Origin of the sequence: Anaerobiospirillum succiniciproducens DSM 6400 (assembly GCF_000482845.1) — a bacterium.
GTDB lineage: Bacteria > Pseudomonadota > Gammaproteobacteria > Enterobacterales > Succinivibrionaceae > Anaerobiospirillum > Anaerobiospirillum succiniciproducens.
Genome location: NZ_AXWV01000047.1, coordinates 1 through 22,024, shown reverse-complemented (window position 1 = coordinate 22,024; position 22,024 = coordinate 1). Strand labels below are relative to the sequence as shown.

The window sequence follows — 22,024 nt, the reverse complement described above, 5'->3', positions numbered from 1 at the left end:
TACCATGGACTTTTGACGAGTCTATGACTCCTTAGCATAAAGGCTCCTAAAGGCGCATTTATGTAGCTAAGTTTCTAAGATATGTAGTTAAGTGTCTAAGAAAATGTCGCTTAGGACTCTTTTATGCACGTTTTCAGGTAGTTTTACTCACATATGCCTTTGTGCATATCATCAAAGAGCTATTGTTGCTACAATTTACGCATTACTCGCTTGCATGCAGAATAGATTGGTCTTGTCTGCATCTTGCTACAGTTGCTTTTCAAAAATGGCTTGTTTGTTCTGATGGCTAGCTAATGTGGCGATATTCACATGGCATCAGCCTTAGCACATGCGTTAGTTGTTAGGATTATTTAGAGCGTCTTGTATTTGCTTGTTTAGGTGGCATCATGTCCGACAAATTGTTTAAGAAACTTTGGTCAAAGCATAGGCTTAAGCTAGCCCCGGCTCTTGCACTTGTCTTTTTGTCAGGATGTGTCTCTAATCAAAATGCCTTTAACCCACCTCTAAGCTCTGAGTTCTCAGTAAGTAATGATGATATTGTCTTAGTTGACATTGATCTTGTTGAGCGCGAGCAATATCAAATCCTCATTGGCCAGATGACCTCAATGCTCGGCAAGGGCGATCTTACCCACGAGCAAAAGGCTCAGATTCTCTATCAATTGGGCTTGCTCTATGACCGTTTAGGTATGGACGCAACTGCTAGAACCATGTTCATGAACTCACTAGTAGAAGTCCCAGACTATGCCCGTTCATATAACTTCTTAGGCATTTACTTAGCAAGCTCAGAGCGCTTTGCTGAGGCTTATGATGCTTATGATGCGGTGTTAGAGATTGACCCAAAAGAAGTTTATGCATACTTCAATCGTGGTATAGCTTTGTACTATGGCAATCGTGCTGAATTAGGCGTTCAAGATCTGGTTAAGTTTTATGAGCTAGACAAGAACGATCCTTTCCGTCTGGCATGGCTGTACATCTTAGATCGTGAAGTTGATGGACAAGAGATCGCTCGTCAAAAGTTAATCGAGCGACGCAATGCTATCGAAAAGAAAGTGCCATGGGGTCTTGAGGTATTAGACTTATTATCCGGCAAGATCTCTGGTCACGATCTGATTGAGTCAGTGCGTACAGCTAATATTGAGCCTTTAGAGCGTGCCCGCCGTTTATGTGAAGCATACTTCTACATGGCTAAAGAAGCTGCTTATAAAGGTGAGTATAAGCAGGCTTATGATCTCTTCCATCTGTGCCTTGCTACTAATGTCTCAGGCTATCTCGAGTATCGCTATGCACGTTTAGAGATCGCTCGTTTTGAGCGTATGGAGCAGGTGCAAAAGGCAGATCAGCTCGCCACAGAGAAACAAAAGGAGCGTGAAGAGCTCCTAAAGAGGCAAGCTCAAGAGGCTCATAAGTATTTTCAGATGCTCAATCAGAAGCGAAAAGAGTCTGAAAACAAGAAGAGTCAAGAATCCACCTTAGATAGCAGTAAGAGTGAAGACTCCACCTTAGATAGCAAAAGGACTCAAGACTCTAATTTAGATACCAATAAGACTTCAGCTAAAAGCTAAAGATCATTTTCATCTTGGTTCATGACACAGTTTGAGGTGTTTTATGAAGCGCTCATTCATCAATAAGATCGTTAACGAAGCAATTGAGTTTTCCAAAGCACAGAACTTAACCCTGCCTAAGTTTGCCTATATCACTGCTGAAGATTGGAAAAAACAAGATCAAGCATCATGGGCAGAGGTTTTTGATCTCGAGCTTGGTTGGGATGTTACCGATTATGGCTCTGATGATTTTTACAAAACCGGCACCTGTTTGTTTACCTTACGTAATGGTTCTGTAAGCGACTCTCGCTATACCAAGCCTTATGCTGAAAAAATGATGCTAATTGAGGATGGTCAGGTACTGCCTTATCACTTCCACAGTTATAAGATGGAAGACATCCTTAATCGTGGCGGTGGCACTTTATGCATTAAGTGCTATTGGGCAACTGAAGATAATCAGCTTGATGAAAAGCGCAAGGTCGAGATTTCTTTCGACTCTCAGAAAGTATGCTTTGAGCCAGGTGAGGTTATTCGTATTCCAGTAGGTTCAGGCGTAACCCTGCCACCACGTTTATATCACAGCATTTGGGCTGAAAACGGCAAGGTCATGAGCTGGGAAGTTAGCAAGGTTAATGATGACCACACTGACAACACTTACCTTGAGGGCTGTCCGCGCTTTAGCAAGATTGAAGAAGATGAGCCAATGCTCTGGTGTCTGTGTAATGAGTACGACAAGGTTAAGGTATAAGTAGCTTAGCTTAATCGCTTATCGTGAATGCTTATTAACATTAAATTTACAGCCCGCCTTGTGCGGGCTTTTTCGTATGGATTTTTGATAATCACTAGCCTCTTAGCATTGCTATTTTTAAGATCAAAACATGAGAGCAAGTGGCTGCTAAAAAGGTGTTAGGGCGCACGGAATTATCCTAGATATGATGGTAGGCTAAAAATTGCGCTGCATTTTGGCGCTATGAGTACATTTATCTAAGGGGGATCGTATGAGCTATGAGTACACTTTAGGTGTTGACCTTGGTGGCACTAAAACTGAGATCATAGCCTTAGATAAGCGTGGCAGCGAGTGCTTTAGAAAGAAGGTTGCCACAGTCAAAGCATCCTATGGTGACACAATAAAAACGATCTGTGCTTTGGTATTAGAGGCTGAGCAGCATTTATCTTGTAAGTGTCCTTTAGGCATAGCCATTCCTGGGGCGGTATCTGAGCACACTAAAAGGATCAAAAACGCTAATTCCTTTTGGTTAAACGATCAAGATCTTAAGGGAGACCTTGCTAAGTCTTTATCTAAAGATGAGATCTTCTTGGAGAACGATGCTAATTGCTTTGCCCTGTCGGAGGCAGAAGACGGTGCTGGTAAAGATTACGCTACTGTATGGGGTCTTATCTTAGGCACAGGCTCGGGCTCAGGTATTGTCATAAATAAGCAAGTTTTACGGGGACGCAATCTACTCTCAGGTGAGTGGGGTCATACTACCTTGCCGTGGCTTACTGATGAAGAGCGCGAGCTCTGGCGTGATGTTAAATGTTATTGCGCTCGTGACTACTGTATTGAGACCTTTGTTTCAGGTGTAGGCTTCGAGCGTGACTTTGCTAAGCGTAAAGGTGTGTTTGATCCAAACGCTTTAACCTTTGCCACCACAGGTAAGGACATTGTAGAGCTAATGGCAAAAGGAGATCATGATGCAAAGGCATGCTATGAGGCATATTTAGACAGGTTGTCGCGTGCCATTGCAGCTTTTAGTGGTTTTCTTGACCCTGATGTCATTGTCCTAGGTGGCGGTATGTCCAACGTTAATAAGCTGTATGAGGATTTACCAGATCGCGTAAGGCATTACATCTTTGGCGGCGAGTTTGATACTCCTATAGTGCCTAATGTCTATGGTTCTGACTCTGGTGTTAGAGGTGCGGCATGGTTGCCTTTAATGCATAGTGCTAAGGTATAGTGCTATCTATTAAGAAGCTCTAACAGTACTCATTACGTGCTTCTTTAGAGGAGATGACATACTAAAAACATAGCTTTTAACACATCAACTGATTTGGCCAAATGCATTGCCGCTTCGTTTGTCTAAGGAGTTTCTATGGATAATCCTATTGAATTGCAGTCTCAGTCAGGTGCTCTTTGTGCTGAAGTTGATCTCAACGGTGGCATGCTTGCTCGATTACAGCTTAAAAGAGTAGGCAAAAGGGCTATGGATTTATTGCATCGTGCGCCTTGGCTGGAGGATGATTATTTTAATAATGATCCAGGCTTATTTGCGCACTTGTCAGGTGAGTGGGTCTGCGCTCCATTTGGCTGGGTGCCAAAGGACAGCAAGCTCTTTAGCTCAACCTATGCACATGGTTTACCATGTCATAGCGCCTGGCAAGTAGACAGTGTTAGTGAAAGCAAAGTGGTGCTGAGCTATGTTTTCCCAGATGGTCACCCACTTAAAAACTTAAAGCGTGTTATTGAGCTCAAAGATGATCGTGTAGATCTTAGCTTCACTCTGATCTCAAATGAGCACTGCGAAGTTCCTTTGGGTGTACATCCATGTTTTCCTACCGATCATGAGCTCAATGCGTTAGAGCTTGAGGTAGCAGGTGATGGTATTGTCTATGGGGTCGATTGTGAGCCAGGTACAAGCCGTTTAGTTCCAGCAAAGGTATTTGAGAGCCTCAATAAAGTACCATTGAAGAGTGAATATATCGGCAAAGATGGTAATCAGGATACTGTAGATGCTACTAAGCTGCCATTTGCCTATCACACCGAAGAAATTGTACAAATGCTGCATCCAGAAGGCCAGGCGGTGCTTAACTATAAGAATAAGGGCTTACGACTGATCTTAAAGTGGGATGGCAGCAAGATTCCAACTTGTTTACTCTGGATGAGTAATCATGGTCGTAAGTCTGAGCCATGGAATGGTGAGAATTGCTGCTTAGGTATTGAGCCTATCGCTTCTTGCTGGGATTTTGGTGAGGAGTCATTAAAGGAGTCTAATCCAATCAAGGATCGTGGCGTAAAGACCGCAGTAAGTATTAAGGCAGGCGTGCCATTTACCTTTGATTACTCGATTGCCATAGAAGCTCTAGATTAAGAGTCATTCCTGATATCGAGCATGATGCTGCTGTTATCACGGGACTATTAACGCAGCAGGCAAAAGAAAAGCGCTATCAAAAAGAGTCGCAACAATGGCTCAATTTGATGGCGCTTTTTAATTAATAAGTAATTAAATCTTTAATTGACAAAATATTTATACAAAAAAATAAAAAAACAAAACTAAATTTACAAAAAAGATTACAAAAAGAGACAAAAGATTAGGAAAAAGATACAAAAAGATTAGGAAAAAGATACAAAAAGATTGGGAAAAAGATACAAAAAGATTAGGAAAAAGATACAAAAAGATTAGAAAAAAAATACAAAAAGATTAGGAAAAAATAGACAAAAGATTAGGAAAAAGATACAAAAAGATTAGGGAAAAATAGACAAAAGATTAGGAAAAAGATACAAAAAGATTAGGAAAAAATAGACAAAAGATTAGGAAAAAGATACAAAAAGATTAAAAAAAATAGACAAAAATAAATACAAAATATAATAAAAAATAAAAAAAGTATGTGCTTATGATAGTGCTTAGCGGCCAAAGGGACAAGTTATATGCTACAAAATTGTGACAAAGCCCCAAAATTTAGTGGTTAAATGCGTTTGGGGCTGCTTTGCTTTGATCTAGGCTTTGCGCAGCATATTAACTGCGTTGGCTATTGCCTTGAGGGCGGTGTCGATGTCTTCTTCGGTATTAAAGCGGCCGATGGACAGACGGATAGATGCCATAGCTAACTCATCAGAGTGGCCAGTCTCAGTTAGGATGTAACTTGGCTTAACCACACTTGACGAGCAGGCTGAGCCAGATGATACGGCTACACCACGGATAGTTGGGATTAAGAACTTTCCCTCAACCTTATCAAAGCTTACAGATACGATGCCAGGAAGATGAGGGGTGTCTGTACCTTCCATATAGCCATTGATATGAGCACCAGGTATTTCTTTAAGGCCTGCAATAAGACGCATCTTTAATGACTCAAGATGCTCACACACCTTAGTGCGCTCCTTTTGCATAATGGCAAAAGCCTCGCCCATAGCTGCGATCTGATGGGTAGCAGGGGTGCCACCACGCAGCCCCTTTTCATGACCACCGCCCGAGATAAGAGGATCAAGCTCGATATTGCTGCTACGCTTGAGATAAAGTGCACCAATACCTTTTGGACCATAGATCTTCTCTGGTGTAAGGGTCACCATGTCAACTAAAGAATGGTCTAAATCAAGAGGTATTAACGCATTGCTTTGTGCGCAGTCAGAGTGGTAGAGAGCACCGTATTTATGTGCAACTTCGGCTAAGGCATTGATATCGTTCATCGAGCCGAGCACGCTATTAGCCTGAGAGATGGAGACGAGAAATACATTCTCATCCATAGCCTCATCGAGCATTTCAGGAGTAATGGTGCCATCGGTGCGTGGACGAATAAGTTTGACTACAAATCCCTCGCACTCTAAAGCAGTAGCGCTTTCAATTACGGCCTTGTGCTCAATTGATGAAGTGATGATAGTCTTGCGCTTGTCACCTGCTTTGTTTAAGGCACGTGCTAGTCCCTTGATTGCAAAGTTATTGCTCTCGGTGGCTCCAGAGGTAAAGATGATCTCAAGAGGAGAACAACCAATAGCTAGGGCAATTTGGTCGCGAGCATTATCAATCACCTCAGCTGCTTGCCAACCATAGACGTGGTCTTTAGAGGCACTGTTACCAAAAATGCCCTCGTAAGAAAGGCATTTGACCATAGCGTCGATAACGCGCTGATCCATAGGAGTGGAGGCGGCGTTATCTAAGTAAACAGGTAGCTTTGGGGCTGTTTTAGCTTGCATGTTCTTCTCGAAATCTCATAGCGCCCATCAAGATGGGCTATGCAAAAATGTAGGCCTTAATGTTAGCAGGGGCTCTTGTTGGTAAAGTATTGAGCTTAACCAAGCTCTTTTGTCACAGTGCTATTCTTTGATATGTTCAATGGCGAGTTTTACACCCGCTGAAATATGGAAATCACAGAGCTTGTAAATGTTGCGGAGGCCTTGTCGTTTAACACTAACGAGCTTATGCATTCTTAATTGCGCTAGCTGATGTGAGGTTGCTGATACCGTGGAGTCACACTCTTTAGCGATCTCACTTACTGACAGCTGTCCGTGGCGCAGTAGCGATACGACGATCTTAAGACGGCTTGGATCTGCAAGAGCCTTAAAAAATAAGGACAGATCCTCAATATCCTCGTCAGAAAGCTCTTCAGTAAAAGCATGACTAATGTGATGGCAGCTTGGGCAAGTACAGGTACAAGTACACTCGATCTCGTCGCAATCTGAGCTGTCGACGACGTCTTCTTCAGTAAGTACTTGCTTATCAAGCACTTCCTTTTTCTTAGACGGCGCTTTCTTGCGCTTCTTACTTGTTTCGAGCATATACTTCTCCAGTGAGCTCAATAGGCCATCAAGACATGTTAGAGCTAAGCTGTGTTATTAACGACGGCGTCTATTTTAACGCATATGCACTAAAACTCATAAGCGCTGACAAATAGCCATAGTAGCGCGGGAGAATAAGTGCTTTTGTAAAGATCAGGAGCTTATGGGGTAGAGGGTTAAAAGATAATTGCTATTGCATTGGCGCGGGCGCTGCGATCTTAAAGTTACTAGCAACTGCAGCAAGGTTGTGGCTTAATCAGACGGTGTAGATATTGGTTATAAAATGGCAGCGGCAGGTTAGGTGTAGACAGGTGTTGGTCTTGTTTAGGCCGCTGCGCGAGAAGTAATTAACAGCAATTAACTATAGCGATACTTTAGTCGATAGAGTCTGGGATCTCATCGTGTGCAAGGAGGTAGTCAGTAAATACATCCAAAGTATGACTAGCTTTGCCATAGAACGCATGAGTGAAGCTTGAACGTACCTCACTTGGCTTGAGGTTGAACTCAATACAAGGAGCGCCAGCATAACGGCAAATACGTGAGAAGCCAGCAGCTGGATAGACCACACCTGAGGTACCGATGGATAAGAACAGATCACACTGTGTTAGACATGCCTCAATCTCGTCCATGCGGTAAGGTATTTCACCAAACCAAACAATGTCAGGACGTAAGGCAGCTTTGCCACAATGTGGGCACTTAAGATCAGTACTAGAGTCTTCTAAATACTCAAAGCGTGTATCACATGCTTCGCACCAAAGCTTATTGAGCTCACCGTGCATATGAATAATGTCATGTGATTTAGCTTTCTCGTGCAAATCATCAATGTTTTGCGTGATGATAGTTACCTTGCCACCTTTAGCTTCAATGCCTTGCTGCAGCTTAGTAAGAGCTAAGTGGCCTTGATTTGGCACCTTAGTCTTACAGGCACGGCGTCTGTCATTGTAGAAGGTGTGCACTAAAGGCTTATTGCGCAGGAAGCCTTCATAGGTTGCGACATCTTCAACACGGTGGTTTTCCCAAAGGCCATCTTCTGAGCGGAATACTGGAATACCAGATTCTGCCGAGATTCCAGCACCTGTAAGAACAGCAATTCTGGAGTACTTCATAAAACAATCCTTATGCACTTACATAAGTGCAGTCACAATAAGCCTAGGCAGAGCTTTAGTAGTGAGCGCCAACCAGCCAATGGGCAAGGGCGTACACGGTATTGCCAGTAGAGCCAGGAGCTAAGTATGGTGAGCTATCGGCTTGGTAGGCATTAGATAAGTCAAGGTGAGTCCACTTCTGATCGGGCTGCACAAAGAATGATAAGAATGCAGCAGCAGTAGAGGCACCTGGAGCACCATCACCATGACCAGTGTTAGATATGTCAGCACGACGCGCGGTGATATAGCGCTTGTGGTACTCACGCATTGGCAGTAGCCAGTACTCTTCCTTGGTGTAGTTAAAGGCTTGCTCAAGCTGCTCATCGACCTTGTTGTTGCGGCATAAAATAGCGCACATATCACGGCCGATAGCGATCTTAGCAGCACCAGTTAAGGTAGCAGCATCCAGGATGAATGATGGCTTGTCTTTAGCTGCCTGCAGCAGTGCATCAGCTAAGATAAGACGACCCTCAGCGTCGGTGTTACCGATCTCAACTGAAACCTTGTTAGGGTAGGTAATAATGTCGCCTGGAACCATAGCACTGCCAGATACCATGTTTTCAGCACATGGCATGTAGCAGCGGATATGCTTAGATGCACCCATGGTTGCAGCTAATACGGTTGCAGCGGCTACATAGATAAGGCCTGACTTATCAGTACGCATGGTCTCCATGAAATTGGAGCTCTTCATGTCGTTACCGCCGGTGTCAAAGGCAATGCCTTTACCCACTAAGGCAAAATCAACCTTATCTTTTGATGCACCCTCACCGACATAGTCAATGATGCCAAGGCATGGTTCATTTACTGAGCTTTTGCCTACAGTCTGAAGTCCAATGCACTCTTCATCAAAGACCTTATCGCCTTTCTTTAAAACCTTAAAGGAGAGCTCGCCCTTACCGCCAAACTTCTTAAAGGCCTCTTCAAGAGCGTTGTAGTATTTAGTTACTAGATCAACAGTGTGGTAGAGGTTATTGGCGCTGTTGGCAAAGATACGACTTAAGGTAATGAACTCAACATCACGACGAGCTGAGGCAAGGTTAGCTTCGTTTAAGTCAAAAGCTACGCTCATACCAGTACGCTCTAAAGCTTCAGAGTACATACCGATAACAAACTGAGCAGCACCCATAGCATCAAGCTTAATATCAGCCTTATCGTCGACAAGCACGCAAACCTTGGATAAGCCTAAAGCACCCACAGTACGGCCTGCTTTTTGTAAATAACGGCTGTCTTGCTTATCAACAAAGATATCAAAGCCACCCTGTGCATTCGGAACAGAGTTAGTGCCTTCAGCAAAGCACTCTGGAGCCTTGCCACAAGTAAGTTTTACCTTAAAGAAACTATCATCGGCATTATTAAGGCCGAGGATTTCGATCTTAGTCATTAGCTTTCAATCCCTAAAATTACAGCAACCACATGCCCATCAAGAGTATGGATTAACTTATGAGCATGGAGTTGATATTGCTATTGTAATGCCTTTAACGTGCATATGCAGTGCTTGCCTGCAAACTTGCATCTTAGATATGCAAAATGAATCACATTGCGCCTGACAAATGCGGGCAGCTGCGATGATTAGCTAGCTTAGTTGCTAATGTGTATCTTGTACAAGGGCTGCGGTGTATGGGCATTAAGTGGCATAACTTGGGCAGAGAGCTGTGGTGTATGGGCATGAAGTTGTATAACTTGGGCAGAGAGCTCTGCCATGGTGGCTTTATAGCTAGAGCAATTAACAGAAAAGTGCCGTTTTGCAGATGCTATGTGCAATCTAATGATATGATTAAGTTTGCATCTTATGCTGCAGCCTACGGGCCTTAGTATAAGTTAGCAGTAATTGCATTATCTTATTTTGAATACATGGCTCAGGCTGTGTATCAGCCTCCCATAGCTTTGTCTAAGTTGTCTTGATGGTGACATCATCGCAAGCGATTGTGCTTGGGGTGCTTTGAACAGTCGTATTAGGTATTTAGCATGTTGTTTTGCTCAGCACTAAGTGTTGCAGCTAAGCGCATACGTGTACCTTAAATCGTTTTAGAACAAGGTTTTATTTGGTTCTTTTACACTTGGATGCTTGGATAAGTGTGTCTGATGGGGGCATAACTGGTGAAAATCATGAACGTTGCTATTGTTGGCACCGGCTATGTAGGACTGCCTACAGGTGTAGGTCTTGCCGAGCTTGGCCATCAGGTTATTTGCATCGACCGCGAGCTGAGCAAGATTAAGGCTCTTAAAGAGGGTAAAGTAACCCTTTATGAAGAGGGGCTTGAAGATCTTTTAAAAAAGAATTATCAAAAAGGAACCATCCGTTTTACTGATTCCATGCAAGAGGGTGTTAGTCAGGCGGATATTGTGATTTTAGCTGTAGGCACACCTCCGCATCCTGTCACTCACGAAGCTGACATGCGCTATCTTTATGCTGCAGCGACTGAGCTTTCTCCATACTTAAATGGCTATACCGTGATTGCTAATAAATCAACTGTACCAGTCGGAACTGCTGATATGGTTCAAGGACTTATTGAAAAGAGCAATAAAAACGCAGACTTTGATGTGGTCTCGCTACCAGAGTTTTTGCGTGAGGGTTATGCTGTTTACGACTTCTTTAACCCAGATCGCATCATTGTTGGTGCTGATACACAAAGAGCTAAGGACGTTATCTCTGAGCTCTATGCTCCGCTGTTAGAAAAGAGCCATAAAACTAAAGTCTTATGCGTCAACACACGTTCAAGTGAGACTATCAAATACGCCTCCAATTCATTTTTAGCTACCAAGATTCACTTCATCAATGAGATGGCAGACTTTTGCGAAAAGACTGGTGCCGATATTTATGAAGTTGCCACTGGTATGGGTTTAGATAAACGCATTGGTGCAGCTTTCTTAAATCCAGGCCCTGGTTTTGGTGGCTCTTGCTTCCCTAAAGATACAATGGCTATGGATTTTATGGCCCGTCAGAATGGTCTTAACATGACCATTATTCAGGCCACGATTAATGGCAATAATCAGCGCATTAATGCTATGGCCGAGCGTATTTTTAACCATCTGCCAAAGGCAGAAACTAACATGGTCGTAGGCATTTTAGGACTGGCTTTTAAAGAGGGTACTGATGATTGTCGTACCTCGCCAGCTATTCAAATCATCTCTCAGCTTTTAGAGCAAGACTTTAATTTAACCTTACGTGTATACGATCCTCAAGCTATGGAAAACTCCAAAGAACTCTTTGGTGAAAACTTAAGCCGCATTACCTTTACCAAGTGTAAAGAAGAGGCTTGTGACGGGGCTGATGTTTTGGCGATCTTAACTGAGTGGCCAGAGTTTAGAGATCTTGATTTAAAGCAAGCTTACGAGCGTATGCGACACCATTGTATTGTCGATTGTCGTAACATGTTAAACCCTGCTCAAGCTAGGGAGCTTGGTTTTAGATACTCAGGTGTTGGCATTAGCACTACCAAGTAGTACACAGTTAGATAGCCTAAGGATTTTGCATGAATATTCTTGTAACTGGTGGCACTGGTTTTATCGGCTCTAATCTCTGCCGTGAGTTAGTTAAGCAAGGGCATCAAGTTTTTTGCTTAGATAACAACTACACTGGCTCTTTAGATAATGTCCAAGAGCTAATGGATAAGAGCGAGTTTTGCTTTATTGAGCATGATATCTGTAACCGTCTCGACTCAATAGAGAAGTTGCAGGGCGTAAAGCTTGACCGCATTTACAATCTTGCCTGTCCTGCTAGCCCTCCAGCCTATCAGGGTAAGCACTCACTTGATACCACTAAGACCTGTGTTTATGGTGCTTTTAACGTGCTTGATCTTGCGATCAAACATGATGCTGTGATCTTGCAAGCCTCCACATCGGAAGTTTATGGCGATCCTTTAGTTCATCCTCAAAAAGAAACTTACTTAGGTAACGTCAATCCAAATGGTATTCGTGCCTGTTATGATGAGGGTAAGCGTTGCGCCGAGAGTATCTTCTTTGATTACAGCCGTCATATGGGGGCAAAGATTAAAGTCATTCGTATCTTCAATACTTATGGCACCTTCATGGACCCTGATGATGGTCGCGTGGTCTCAAACTTCATCTGCCAAGCTTTAGAGGGTAAGGATATTACTATCTATGGCGATGGCTCACAGACAAGATCTTTTTGCTTTGTAGACGATCTCGTACGTGGCATCATTGCCATGATGGAGTCTGACACCTCCTTTACCGGTCCTGTAAACTTAGGTAACCCTGGCGAGTTCACGATTAAAGAGCTAGCTGAGAAGGTAGTTGCCAAGATCGATACTCCATCGAAGGTGGTGTATAAAGATCTGCCGTCTGATGATCCTAAGGTTCGTCGTCCAGACATTGCTTTGGCCAAAGAAAAGCTTGGATGGGAGCCAGTCATTAAGCTTGATGAGGGCTTAGATAAGTCCATTGCCTACTTCAAGCAAAAGCTTGTAAAGTTAGGCCGCATCAAATAGGCGGCATTTGCACGCAGGCTTTTGTACTTTTTATGGCAGCAAGAGCCTTAGCTAATCCATTACTAAACAGGCACCCAAGGAGGTGCCTTTATTTTGGGCTCCACAAAAAGACTGGACACTCCCAAGGTGACTGATGGGGCCAATCTTGGTGATAACTCGCTTAAGAAGACTTATTTAGGTGAGGCTAGTAGGTTATGGATACTTATAAATGTTATGTTAATAGCGCTATATGTGCATAATGACGGGCAACATAGATAACGCTCAGCGAGCATCATTTTTGGGGATAGCATGTTATTAAAGTCATCTACAGCAACTACATTGCATCCAAGCGTGTGCCAACAGCTTGCAAGTGAAGGATTAGGTATCAAGCCTAATGTTATGCTCTCAAGAAACTTCATGTTTAATGGTGCTGTCCATGTTGAAGGGCCAAGTAAGCTATTTAGAGCGAAGATTGATTGCTACTCATATGTGCAGTTTGACTGCACCATCACGACTTCTAGCATAGGTCGCTATTGTTCGATCGCACATGGCGTATAAATGGGAATGGGTATCCATAAGACCGATTGCGCTACTACTTCGGTTGCTCTTTTCAACAATCGCTATTTTCAGAGTTTTTCTGGCCCCATTGAGAGCTTGCCTAAGTGGAAACTCGATCTAGGTGAGGAGACTTCGTCAGCTCAGATTGGTAATGATGTATGGATTGGAGCGCATGTGCTCATTCCTGCAAATTGCAAGATTGGTCATGGTGCTGTAATCGGTGCAGGAAGCGTGGTGACAGGCGATGTTCCGCCTTATGCAGTGGTGGCTGGTAACAATGTCGTTGATGATAACGGTAAAGTTTCAAGCATGCGCATTGCAAAGTATCGTTTCAAAGATGAGATCATAGCTGATCTTTTAGATCTCAACTGGTGGGATTATGACCTGCCTAAGTGGGTAGCAAAAGGCCACAAGGTTCCATACGAGAATATTGACGATTTATCAGCTATATGCGCAATGAAGACTTAAGTGAGTGCCCTCGTATCGTCGATGATTGGAAGATGCTCTTCATACAAGACAAGGAAAATGTCCGTATCTTGAATGTTGCTAAGGACAACTCACAAGACTTTACTAACCTTAACATTGAAGAGTAAGTAAGCTTGTGTGTCCTTAAGATCTTGGTGCAAAGTGCAAAATGTGAGTTGAGAGCTTAGCTAATTAGCCTGCAAGGGGTACAATGGCTCACTTAATTGAGGCTACCAGGCTTTGTTAGCTCATTAGCCTAGGGCTTAATTGGCATAAGGCTTTATTGTCCTTAATTCTTTGTGTGGCTGTAAAACTTGGCAAAACGATAGCTATGAACTTTTCTATTTCAGACCTCAATAATTTCAACACACTTTTCGTTGGTACTAAGCAAGACGCTGAGATTAATAATATGGGTGGTAATCTCTTCTTTGGAGATCCGTCTTCATATTCACCAAAGGTGCTTGATTATGTGATGAAGCGCTTTAGCATCCGTAGCGTACTTGATGTTGGTGCAGGTCTAGGCGATGTTTCGTCTTATATCCATAATACTTATCATGTGCCAGTCATTGGAATGGAAGGCTTAGACTTTAACGTTGCCAATGCTCGCTATCCACTTTGCCAGCATGATCTGACCACTGGCCCTTTTAAGTGTGGCCCAGTTGATCTTTGCGTTTCTGTTGAGGTAGCAGAGCACATTGATCCTAAATATGTTGATAACTATATCGATACTTTAGTGCATGGTAAGTACATTCTTATGACCCATGCGCTACCTGGTGAAAATGGTGATTTTCATGTCAATGAGCAGCCATCAGAATATTGGGTGGAGAAGCTAAAAGAGCGTGGCTACGGTCTGTTAACCTTAGATACCATAGTACTTAGAAAATTGGCTGCATCAGAAGAGCATGTTCAGACTTATTATGCTAAAAGCGGTCTTTTATTTGGCAGACTGCCAGTTAAGCTTGAGTCAGAGATAGCAAAATAGAAAGCAGCACTCATAAAGCTGCATCCAGAATGCAAAAAAGGCGACCTAAGGTCGCCTTTTTCACTTGCTTAGAGCAGTGGTTAAATTGCTTAGATTAAGCTTCCGTTACGCAACAGCTGTGGGTTATTACCAGCACACTTGTCAAAGAGTGGCTTTAAGGTAGCGGCTAAACGATTAGCTGAGTAGTTAATGTTATAGCGCTTAGCTACATCTGCAGTACGGTTAGTAAAGTCTTCAGTTAAGATGATCTGCAGACCCTTGTAGAAGTTAGCTAAGTCCTCAGCTGCAGGAGCCATGTAGTGGTTGTTTAAGCAGTACTCAGGGATCTCAACTAAGACACCGGCCTCACCAATGGATTCTGCTAAACCAGTCTGATTGGTAGCTAATACAGGAACACCGTAGGTAATAGCTTCACGAGAGATGTTATTAATGCTCTCGAAAGATAAGGATGGCACCATCAGCACCTTGGTTGACTCAAAGAGCTCAGCATCAGTTACCTCAGGGCCTAAAACAAAGATCTTGCTTAATGCAGCCTTTGTAAATGGGGCCTTGTTAGGGTTAGCCTTATCCTTTAAAAGAGCTACTTGCTCGGTAAATTGACCAGCATAAGACTCACGCACTGCAAACTTTAAGTTGCGAGCTTGGGCTGGTACATTTTGCGATAAGCGCAGGAAGATACCTAAGCCCTTATCCACGGTTGGCTCAACCATAGTAATGAACTTTTTGTTGCTTGGATCGTGCTCAACCTTGCCGCCAAAAGCCAGTGGACCAGTAACTTCAGTAAAGGATCCTGTTACCACACTGTTGATACGGTGCTTAGTTGCATAGAGGTTTGAGGTAGCAGCGCTATCAGTTACAACCAGATCGATGTTAGGGAAGTTAAAGCGAGCTGGAGTACCATCAAGCAGGGTATATGTAGTAGGCAGACCGCGACGACGTGCCTCATCAAAGCACACCATAGAGAGCATGTCAGTACCTGAGCCCATTACTACATCTGGTCTGAAAGCATTGATAATGGCGCAGAACTTAGCGTAGAAATTACGCTGCTCTTGGGAGATCATATCGCCAAGCTTACGGGACTTAGTGCGGATGTAGATGAACTTAATACCGTTGTCCTCGAGGTTAAAGGAGGTCTCGTTGCCCTTTAACTTGTCATCAAGGTCGGTGAACATAGAAGTGCCGCTTTCATTTAAGAAGTTTAAAGCACTTAAGCCGATGATTTCGATACCACGTGCCTTTAAAGAAAGCAGCATGTTACGCATCTGTGCGGCTGATGGATTAGAAGAATCGTGAACGCTTAAAGGGCTGACCCAAAGTAGTTTTGGCATAGTAGTATTTTCCAGATGATACGTGGGTAACAAGGCAAACTAAAAGAGCCAGTTACTTCAGGTAATAAAGTGGGTTATCGCAACCGCTTTCGTTGATAAGCGGACGGAATGCTTGCAATGTACGCTCTAAAGCTCGCTCAGGAGATAAGGTTACCTTAGCTTCCTTGAACTTTTCAGAGTAGTCAGATTCAAGCGCTTTCTTTAAAGCATCAACCCATGGACGAATTTCCTCATCGGTTGGGATGCTTAAGTGGTCATCCACGCAGTGCTGTGGAGCCTCAAGAATTTCACCGCAACCTGCCATACCTTCAGCAAGACCACCAGAGGTTGAACATACAACAGGGATTTCATTAATCACAGCCTCTGAGGTTACACGACCCCATGACTCATACCACAGTGATGGAGCTAACAGAGCTTTGGTGATTGCGTACACAGGACGCATATCCTTTTGACTTCCTGTGATATCCACATTAGAAAAGTCAGTAGGCTTGAATGGGTGAACGTCGCTCTTGTCTTTCTCGTGCAGCATAGAGACCATTTGAGCAAAGTTACCACGGGTGTTAATAACGAGGAACTTTAAGTCAGGCAGCTCTTCTTTGCACACTACAGCAAGCTTAGCAAAGATTGCTAAACCCTTTGCTGGAGATGGGTTGATGAAAGTTACGTACTTAGGATCACGCTGAGCACTGATGTAGCTGTCAAAGTTGAAGAAAGCGCCAGTAGCTACAACATTGATGTGATCACGACGAGCATATAAGTTTGAAGTTGCCTGTGAGTCAGTAACTACAAGATCGTAGTTAGAGAAGGCAAAGTTACCGTGGTTGCCATTTACTAAGGTATAGACGGTCTTAATACCACGACGGCGAGCCTCAGCAAAACAAGTAAGTGAGGTCATACCAGGGCAATAGCCAATCACGATATCTGGCTTAAACTCATCTAAGACGTCTAAGAAAGTTTCGTACAGAAGCTGACCTTCAGCTAAAGTAAATTCCATCTCACGGCGGGAATCACAACGAGTGTAGATGTAGTGAATACCGTTATCGTCAAGAATGAAAGTCTTATGATTATCTTCTTTAAGCTTCTTGTCTAAGTCGCCAAAAACAATGGAGCCAGAGATATTATCAAAGATGAATGAGGCGCATGACCATACTTCAAAGCCATTTTTAGCTAAAGCTTCGAGCATGGTTTTGCAATTTACAGATGCTCCAGATGATACATCGTGCAAGCTATATGGAGACATCCAAAGAATTTTAGGCATTATGTAATCCTATTAAGTCGGCAGCTGTCCTTTTGGACGATGATCACTTAGAGATCTGGCTGAGAGAAGTTGAAGTGAGCACGGTCACGCTCACGACGCTCTATGTAAGGTTTTAAGATTTCTACAACCTTATCCAGGCTCTTATCAATAGAAAGGGTCTCGGCTGCAGCTTTAAACTTATCACTCATATCCTCAGTTAACAGACGCTCAAAGGCATCAAACCAAGGTTGCATTTCCTCATCATCAGGAATGGATAAGTTGTCATCAACACAGTGCTGAGGTGGATCAATACAGATACCAGCACCAGCAGAGGCCTCTGGTAAACCACCGGAGGTAGTTGAGAGTACAGGGATGTTATTAAGCACTGCTTCAGTAGCGACACGGCCCCATGACTCCCACCAAAGAGATGGTGCGATCAGCATACGAGTAACTCCATAGACAGAACGCATATTGTTAGTGCTAGGAGTCATATCGATGTTATTGAAGTCCTCAGGCTTGAATGGGTGTTCATCCTTATTGCCCTTGGTGTGCAGATATTGCACATTCTCAGCAAAATTACCGCGAGAGTTAACCACTAAGAAGCGCAGTTCAGGATGTTTTTCACCAGCCCATTTAGCAATGCGGGCAAAAATAGATAAGCCCTTCTCAAAGCTAGGGTTAACAAAAGTGATGTATTTAGGCTCGTGGGTAGGAGCTATGATCTTCTCACTCGCAAAGATCTCGCTAGTTGGGATCATACGGATACGATCACGCACATAGTAGAGCTTTTCAGAGGCTCTTGAGTCGGTGAGGATGATATCAATATCCGGGAATGAGTAATTACCATGATTACCGTTTAATACAGGGTAAATGGTGTAGATACCACGTCGCTTAGCCTCAGCAAAACATGTCATCGAGACCATGCTAGTGCCAAAGGCCATAACAAAGTCTGGACGGAAACGATCTAAAACCTCGCAGAACACATTGAAGAACAAATCCATGTCATCTAATGTTTGTTCATGCTCGTAGGTTGAGGAGCAACGGGTGTAGATATAGTGGATACCCTGATCATCAAGCTCAAACACTTTCTTGTTTGACTTGGCCAGAGTTTCTTGAAGATTGTTAAAGAGTCTAGCGCCTGTTGGAACATCAAAAATAAATGATGCACAGGACATCACCTCAAAGCCGCGTTTTACTAAACCCTCAAGAACTGTCTTGCAGTGAATGGATGCTCCTGAGGACAAGTCGTGCAAGCTGTACGGAGATATCCATAGAATTTTAGGCATATGTCGCAATCCTTTAATCAGGGCAAATGCATGCACCACAATACACAAACTTAAATATATCTACATGGTGTAAAGGCCAATAGCTCCAAAGATACGACAGCTTTTGGCGGTATTTTGATAGCTATGGGCAAGATCAGTCATAGCCAATGACTATTTAGTATGGATAGCTTGGCGATCGTCACTTGCAGCTTAAGAGTGTTGCGGCTTTCTTTTAGCTGAAAGTGCCTAAGTTAACGTGATCTTGTTGGTACACATGTATTGCTAGTGCACTTTAATGCCTGATGAGCAGCATAAGAAGATGCTTTTGTAACAACGCAATATTCTAGCAAATATCAGGCTTTTAGGCTTAGTTTTAGACGCATTTACACTCACATTAACGCAAAAACAGTATCTCTCAGCCATGATTTTGTAACCTCAAGTGACTAGTTAACACAATCTTCTTAACTAAGCTGAATGAACTATAAGCATCAAGCATGAAAGATTGGTAGCACTCGAGATCATTATCAGCCCCCACGCTCACCGGATGCCAGTGGGCAGCACTCGAGATCATCGTCAGTCCCGCGCTCACAGGATGCACAGTTGGCAGCACTTAAGATCATCGTCAGTCCTGCGCTCACAGGATGCCAGCGGGTAGCACTTAAGATCACATTCAGTCCCACGCTCGCAGGATGCCAGTGGGTAGCACTTAAGATCATCGTTAAGCCCAAGATCACTTGATGTCAGTGGTCTGTTCTCGAGATCATCGTTAAGCCTAAGATCACTGTATGCACAGTTGGCAGCGCTAAGGATCGTCGTTAGCTTAGTGATGAAGAGTTGTTGGCGTTAGAGTTCATCTCTAATTTAACGACTAACGACGCTCAAATAGGAAATAGTGTGGGGTTATGCATAGATCATTTTTGAGTGTGTTGAGTGATGAAAGTTGATCTAAGAGGGCGTGTTTTTGAATAGCAAAAAATACTAAAAGTGATCGACTTTTAATGATTGCTACTGTGCTATCAAATGTATGTTTTATTGAGTAAAAATGCTTGTATATCAGCTTTGATAGAAAAGTGTGACGTTGCTGGCAATTTAAGATCGATAAGAAAAAGAATAAAACTACATAAAACTGCTCTTTTGCAAGCATTACAATCTCTAAGGTTAATTTGGCTTTAATTGTGTGTAAAGCTTCTGTTAAGTGCAAATATATCAATGGCAAATGGTTTGTGTTGTGTAAAGTTTATCTTGTATAAAAAGAACACTAAATTGATTTTTTAATTTGAGAGATCAGCGCCAAAAAGCTTAAAAATGTAATAACTAGGATGTTTCATTCAGAACACAGATCAAAGCCTTATGCCGTCTTGCTTTACTCAAGTTTTTTCCATATGAACACATCTCAGTTTTGAGATATCTTCTTATCTAGGTAACTCAACCTAGATATAATTTCCCCGACGTTGTTGAGTGCCCCTGAGCCCTGCATTGTTTGGGCAGTTTTACTGCTCTAAAACGATAACGCTGTAGATCTGCAGACCCTTGCTAGATTTTGTCCTCCTGCCACGCCTTGCTGTGCGACAGAAGAGCGATTCAGCATCCGAAACTCGAATCTTCTTAGCTAAAACGTACAGCACAGGTTAAGCACCCATCAATCTTAACTGTCATCGCATTTACCTTGGTTTATAAGTACTAGCTTTGGTTGAGTGCTTACAAAGCCATTTAAAAAGGTGTTATCCGTTTACATAAGCGATCGACGATTAGTCAGCCCAAGCTCATAAACAACTACTGCACTTTTAACTTAGTATTATGAGTTTTGCATCAATACATGTTGGCTTTGCTTACATGTTATTGATGTTGCCAAAATCATTGGTAAAGCAATTCGTTCTGCCTGCCATGATGTAAGTTAAGACAAATTTAAATCTCCACTGTAGACAGGTGTGGCGTTCTTATTTGACGCTGCATCTGTTATGGATACGGGCATTGTTTTGTCTTAAATTTAAGTACAACACTGTATAAGACTTGTTCAATTCAATACAAAAGGGTAATAGCGCTGTAGTTGCTAACTCTAGTGTTTGTATTAGCAAAATCCTGGTAGACAAATTTAATCCTGGTTGATGATCTTAGTATTTGCAATTGCATGTGCATGCTATTTATCAAGGCGAAGCTCTTATTTAAAGCGCTGTCTTTAAGTATTGCTATGCCTATGGTGTAGTTGTATGCATAGGCTGCTTGTAACTGAAGCCCTTTTGTCTAAATTTTTGAGTACATGTCCATGAGCTTGTAAGGTATGGATCTAACTTATAAGTTCGTTGGCTAATGCAGCAAAATCCTAATGCGTTAACAGACCGTAATCCTGCCTATGGGTGTGCTTAGAAGCACTTAGATTCACACTAGAGCTCGTCTCTTAAAAATTTAAGTGAGTACATCAAGGAAGAGTAAGTCACCTTTAGTGACACCACAGCAATCAATAGCATTGCCACAACACAACCTGAACTACAGGATCAAACTAGGGGCTGTTTATGGGAATAATACAATCAGTCTGCCAAGGCTCTTTGCAGGTACCAAAAACATTTATCTCTGACTATCACGTTGATATTCTCTTAGAGTCCGTATTAGGTCTCGAAAATCAAGATATTGCTATCATCGAGCATTGTTCTCCCCATCAAGTAGATGAGGTCTTTGACCAATGCAATCATTTTATTGCTCATGAATTAGTGGACTTCAATTCTACAAAGTCACTGGCAAAGGATTCCTCTTTAGACCACATCTTTGATGTCTTTGGCGATAACTCTCAGATCGCCTGCTATGCAACCTTAAAGCACCACGACATTAAGAAGTGTATGGAGGAGTACTTAAATGATCTGCAGTCTCAAGAAGATGCTATGAAGGCAAGTGAATCTGACGAGGTAGGATCAAAGAGCAAAGCCTCTAAGGGATCAAAAAAAGCTATTGATACTAAGCGTGTAAAGGCCGCTAAAAGGTCTTTTACTTTAGATCTTGAGGGCGATAGTTTAACTACTGATGATACTTTCAAAGTAGATACAGAAAAGATTGAGCATAAATCTTGGTTTTTTAATACCGAATCTCAAACCATCAAAAACCTTGATGACCTCAAGAGAAAGTGTTGTTCACATTTAAATGAAGTGCTTCATAAGTATTGTGAATACCGTCATTGCAACACTATTGAAGAGCAGCTGAAGAACGAGTGTTATTTACTCGATGTTATACCAGCAAACAGTGTGTTTGAGCCTCAAAAAGCAGTGCATAGTCGGTTTGTAAAATACACTCACTGGGATAATCACACTCCTTATCAGTCTAACGGCTCTGTAGTTTTAGACATGTATTCTGCCTTAGATACTAACAAGGCAAGCGATGAGCAGCCTTGTATCAATGATATTGATAGGCAGTATATTTACGAGCACATCCGCTCTATAAGAGACGAAGCACAACAAGAGCTCGAGCGTATCAGCGCTAAGAGAAGAAGGACACGTCATTGTCATGGCGGAAAATACTCTATTAGTGCCGAAGTACAGCGTGAGATAGACCGCATCAGCGCTCTAAGCGATGAGTTACAACATGAACTAGAGCGTATTAGCG

General features: G+C 42.8%; 17 protein-coding genes. 10 read left to right on the top strand and 7 right to left on the bottom strand.

Translation table 11 applies throughout. From position 1 onward, the window contains the following. Window positions 1–386: 386 nt before the first annotated feature. The 4 genes from nlpI (at window position 387) to H524_RS16550 (ending at window position 4,630) form a co-directional block, all read left to right on the top strand. A complete protein-coding gene (gene nlpI / locus H524_RS14845) occupies window positions 387–1,562 on the top strand; it encodes a lipoprotein NlpI (protein WP_052338978.1) in 1,176 nt (391 codons plus the stop codon). Window positions 1,563–1,605: 43 nt separating this feature from the next. Further along, window positions 1,606–2,289 carry a D-lyxose/D-mannose family sugar isomerase gene (locus H524_RS0107385; RefSeq protein WP_027939760.1) on the top strand — a complete coding sequence of 228 codons (684 nt, stop codon included), beginning with the start codon at window positions 1,606–1,608 and terminating at the stop codon, window positions 2,287–2,289. A gap of 250 nt (window positions 2,290–2,539) precedes the next feature. After that, the gene (locus tag H524_RS0107380; RefSeq protein WP_027939759.1) at window positions 2,540–3,499 is read left to right on the top strand and encodes an ROK family protein; all 960 of its coding nucleotides are present in this window, start codon (window positions 2,540–2,542) and stop codon (window positions 3,497–3,499) included. A gap of 135 nt (window positions 3,500–3,634) precedes the next feature. Then, complete coding sequence (locus H524_RS16550; protein WP_027939758.1) at window positions 3,635–4,630, top strand: aldose epimerase family protein; 996 nt, start codon at window positions 3,635–3,637, stop codon at window positions 4,628–4,630. 626 nt (window positions 4,631–5,256) lie between these two features. On the opposite strand, the gene H524_RS0107370 is transcribed toward H524_RS16550, so the two are convergent. The 4 genes from H524_RS0107370 to H524_RS14835 form a co-directional block, all read right to left on the bottom strand. Next, the gene (locus H524_RS0107370) at window positions 5,257–6,447 is read right to left on the bottom strand and encodes a cysteine desulfurase family protein (RefSeq protein WP_027939757.1); all 1,191 of its coding nucleotides are present in this window, start codon (window positions 6,445–6,447) and stop codon (window positions 5,257–5,259) included. Between the two features lie 120 nt (window positions 6,448–6,567). Then, complete coding sequence (locus H524_RS0107365) at window positions 6,568–7,029, bottom strand: ArsR/SmtB family transcription factor (protein ID WP_052338977.1); 462 nt, start codon at window positions 7,027–7,029, stop codon at window positions 6,568–6,570. A 374-nt stretch (window positions 7,030–7,403) separates the two neighbouring features. Then, window positions 7,404–8,135 carry an NAD-dependent deacylase gene (locus tag H524_RS0107360; protein ID WP_044121740.1) on the bottom strand — a complete coding sequence of 244 codons (732 nt, stop codon included), beginning with the start codon at window positions 8,133–8,135 and terminating at the stop codon, window positions 7,404–7,406. A 55-nt stretch (window positions 8,136–8,190) separates the two neighbouring features. After that, a complete protein-coding gene (locus H524_RS14835) occupies window positions 8,191–9,555 on the bottom strand; it encodes a hypothetical protein (protein ID WP_052338976.1) in 1,365 nt (454 codons plus the stop codon). A gap of 725 nt (window positions 9,556–10,280) precedes the next feature. On the opposite strand from H524_RS14835, the gene H524_RS0107350 reads away from it, so the two are divergent. From H524_RS0107350 to H524_RS0107325, 5 genes are all read left to right on the top strand, one after another. After that, window positions 10,281–11,618 carry a UDP-glucose dehydrogenase family protein gene (locus H524_RS0107350; protein ID WP_027939754.1) on the top strand — a complete coding sequence of 446 codons (1,338 nt, stop codon included), beginning with the start codon at window positions 10,281–10,283 and terminating at the stop codon, window positions 11,616–11,618. A gap of 29 nt (window positions 11,619–11,647) precedes the next feature. Continuing rightward, a complete protein-coding gene (locus H524_RS0107345) occupies window positions 11,648–12,622 on the top strand; it encodes a UDP-glucuronic acid decarboxylase family protein (protein WP_027939753.1) in 975 nt (324 codons plus the stop codon). A gap of 537 nt (window positions 12,623–13,159) precedes the next feature. Continuing rightward, window positions 13,160–13,627, top strand: coding sequence for an LbetaH domain-containing protein (locus tag H524_RS14830; protein ID WP_052338975.1), 468 nt, complete (start codon window positions 13,160–13,162; stop codon window positions 13,625–13,627). Further along, window positions 13,609–13,752 carry a hypothetical protein gene (locus tag H524_RS17305; RefSeq protein ID WP_156907573.1) on the top strand — a complete coding sequence of 48 codons (144 nt, stop codon included), beginning with the start codon at window positions 13,609–13,611 and terminating at the stop codon, window positions 13,750–13,752. Before H524_RS14830 ends, H524_RS17305 begins: the two co-directional genes overlap by 19 nt. Before the next feature lie 203 nt (window positions 13,753–13,955). Continuing rightward, window positions 13,956–14,606, top strand: a complete 651-nt coding sequence (locus H524_RS0107325; RefSeq protein ID WP_027939751.1) for a class I SAM-dependent methyltransferase — start codon at window positions 13,956–13,958, stop codon at window positions 14,604–14,606. A gap of 89 nt (window positions 14,607–14,695) precedes the next feature. Here the strand turns inward: H524_RS0107325 and H524_RS0107320 are convergent, their stop codons facing one another. Genes H524_RS0107320 through H524_RS0107310 form a run of 3 tightly spaced genes read right to left on the bottom strand, consistent with a single transcriptional unit; the run spans window position 14,696 to window position 18,457 of the window. Then, window positions 14,696–15,934: a glycosyltransferase gene (locus H524_RS0107320; protein ID WP_027939750.1), complete on the bottom strand. Its 1,239-nt coding sequence runs from the start codon at window positions 15,932–15,934 to the stop codon at window positions 14,696–14,698. A gap of 52 nt (window positions 15,935–15,986) precedes the next feature. Further along, complete coding sequence (locus H524_RS0107315; RefSeq protein WP_027939749.1) at window positions 15,987–17,192, bottom strand: glycosyltransferase; 1,206 nt, start codon at window positions 17,190–17,192, stop codon at window positions 15,987–15,989. Window positions 17,193–17,239: 47 nt separating this feature from the next. Continuing rightward, on the bottom strand, window positions 17,240–18,457 hold the full coding sequence (locus tag H524_RS0107310) for a glycosyltransferase (protein WP_156907572.1): 1,218 nt from the start codon (window positions 18,455–18,457) through the stop codon (window positions 17,240–17,242). 2,489 nt (window positions 18,458–20,946) lie between these two features. On the opposite strand from H524_RS0107310, the gene H524_RS14825 reads away from it, so the two are divergent. Beyond that, window positions 20,947–22,024: hypothetical protein (locus H524_RS14825; protein WP_156907571.1), on the top strand; the 1,078-nt coding region annotated here is incomplete at its 3' end.

Coding starts and splice junctions, on each gene's coding strand:
- H524_RS0107320 (WP_027939750.1), bottom strand. CDS start 15,934: ATGCCAAAACTACTTTGGGTCAGCCCTTTAAGCGTTCACGATTCTTCT.
- H524_RS0107385 (WP_027939760.1), top strand. CDS start 1,606: ATGAAGCGCTCATTCATCAATAAGATCGTTAACGAAGCAATTGAGTTT.
- H524_RS0107310 (WP_156907572.1), bottom strand. CDS start 18,457: ATGCCTAAAATTCTATGGATATCTCCGTACAGCTTGCACGACTTGTCC.
- H524_RS0107345 (WP_027939753.1), top strand. CDS start 11,648: ATGAATATTCTTGTAACTGGTGGCACTGGTTTTATCGGCTCTAATCTC.
- H524_RS0107380 (WP_027939759.1), top strand. CDS start 2,540: ATGAGCTATGAGTACACTTTAGGTGTTGACCTTGGTGGCACTAAAACT.
- H524_RS17305 (WP_156907573.1), top strand. CDS start 13,609: ATGCGCAATGAAGACTTAAGTGAGTGCCCTCGTATCGTCGATGATTGG.
- H524_RS0107350 (WP_027939754.1), top strand. CDS start 10,281: ATGAACGTTGCTATTGTTGGCACCGGCTATGTAGGACTGCCTACAGGT.
- H524_RS0107325 (WP_027939751.1), top strand. CDS start 13,956: ATGAACTTTTCTATTTCAGACCTCAATAATTTCAACACACTTTTCGTT.
- H524_RS0107315 (WP_027939749.1), bottom strand. CDS start 17,192: ATGCCTAAAATTCTTTGGATGTCTCCATATAGCTTGCACGATGTATCA.
- H524_RS14835 (WP_052338976.1), bottom strand. CDS start 9,555: ATGACTAAGATCGAAATCCTCGGCCTTAATAATGCCGATGATAGTTTC.
- H524_RS0107370 (WP_027939757.1), bottom strand. CDS start 6,447: ATGCAAGCTAAAACAGCCCCAAAGCTACCTGTTTACTTAGATAACGCC.
- nlpI (WP_052338978.1), top strand. CDS start 387: ATGTCCGACAAATTGTTTAAGAAACTTTGGTCAAAGCATAGGCTTAAG.
- H524_RS0107360 (WP_044121740.1), bottom strand. CDS start 8,135: ATGAAGTACTCCAGAATTGCTGTTCTTACAGGTGCTGGAATCTCGGCA.
- H524_RS16550 (WP_027939758.1), top strand. CDS start 3,635: ATGGATAATCCTATTGAATTGCAGTCTCAGTCAGGTGCTCTTTGTGCT.
- H524_RS14830 (WP_052338975.1), top strand. CDS start 13,160: ATGGGAATGGGTATCCATAAGACCGATTGCGCTACTACTTCGGTTGCT.
- H524_RS0107365 (WP_052338977.1), bottom strand. CDS start 7,029: ATGCTCGAAACAAGTAAGAAGCGCAAGAAAGCGCCGTCTAAGAAAAAG.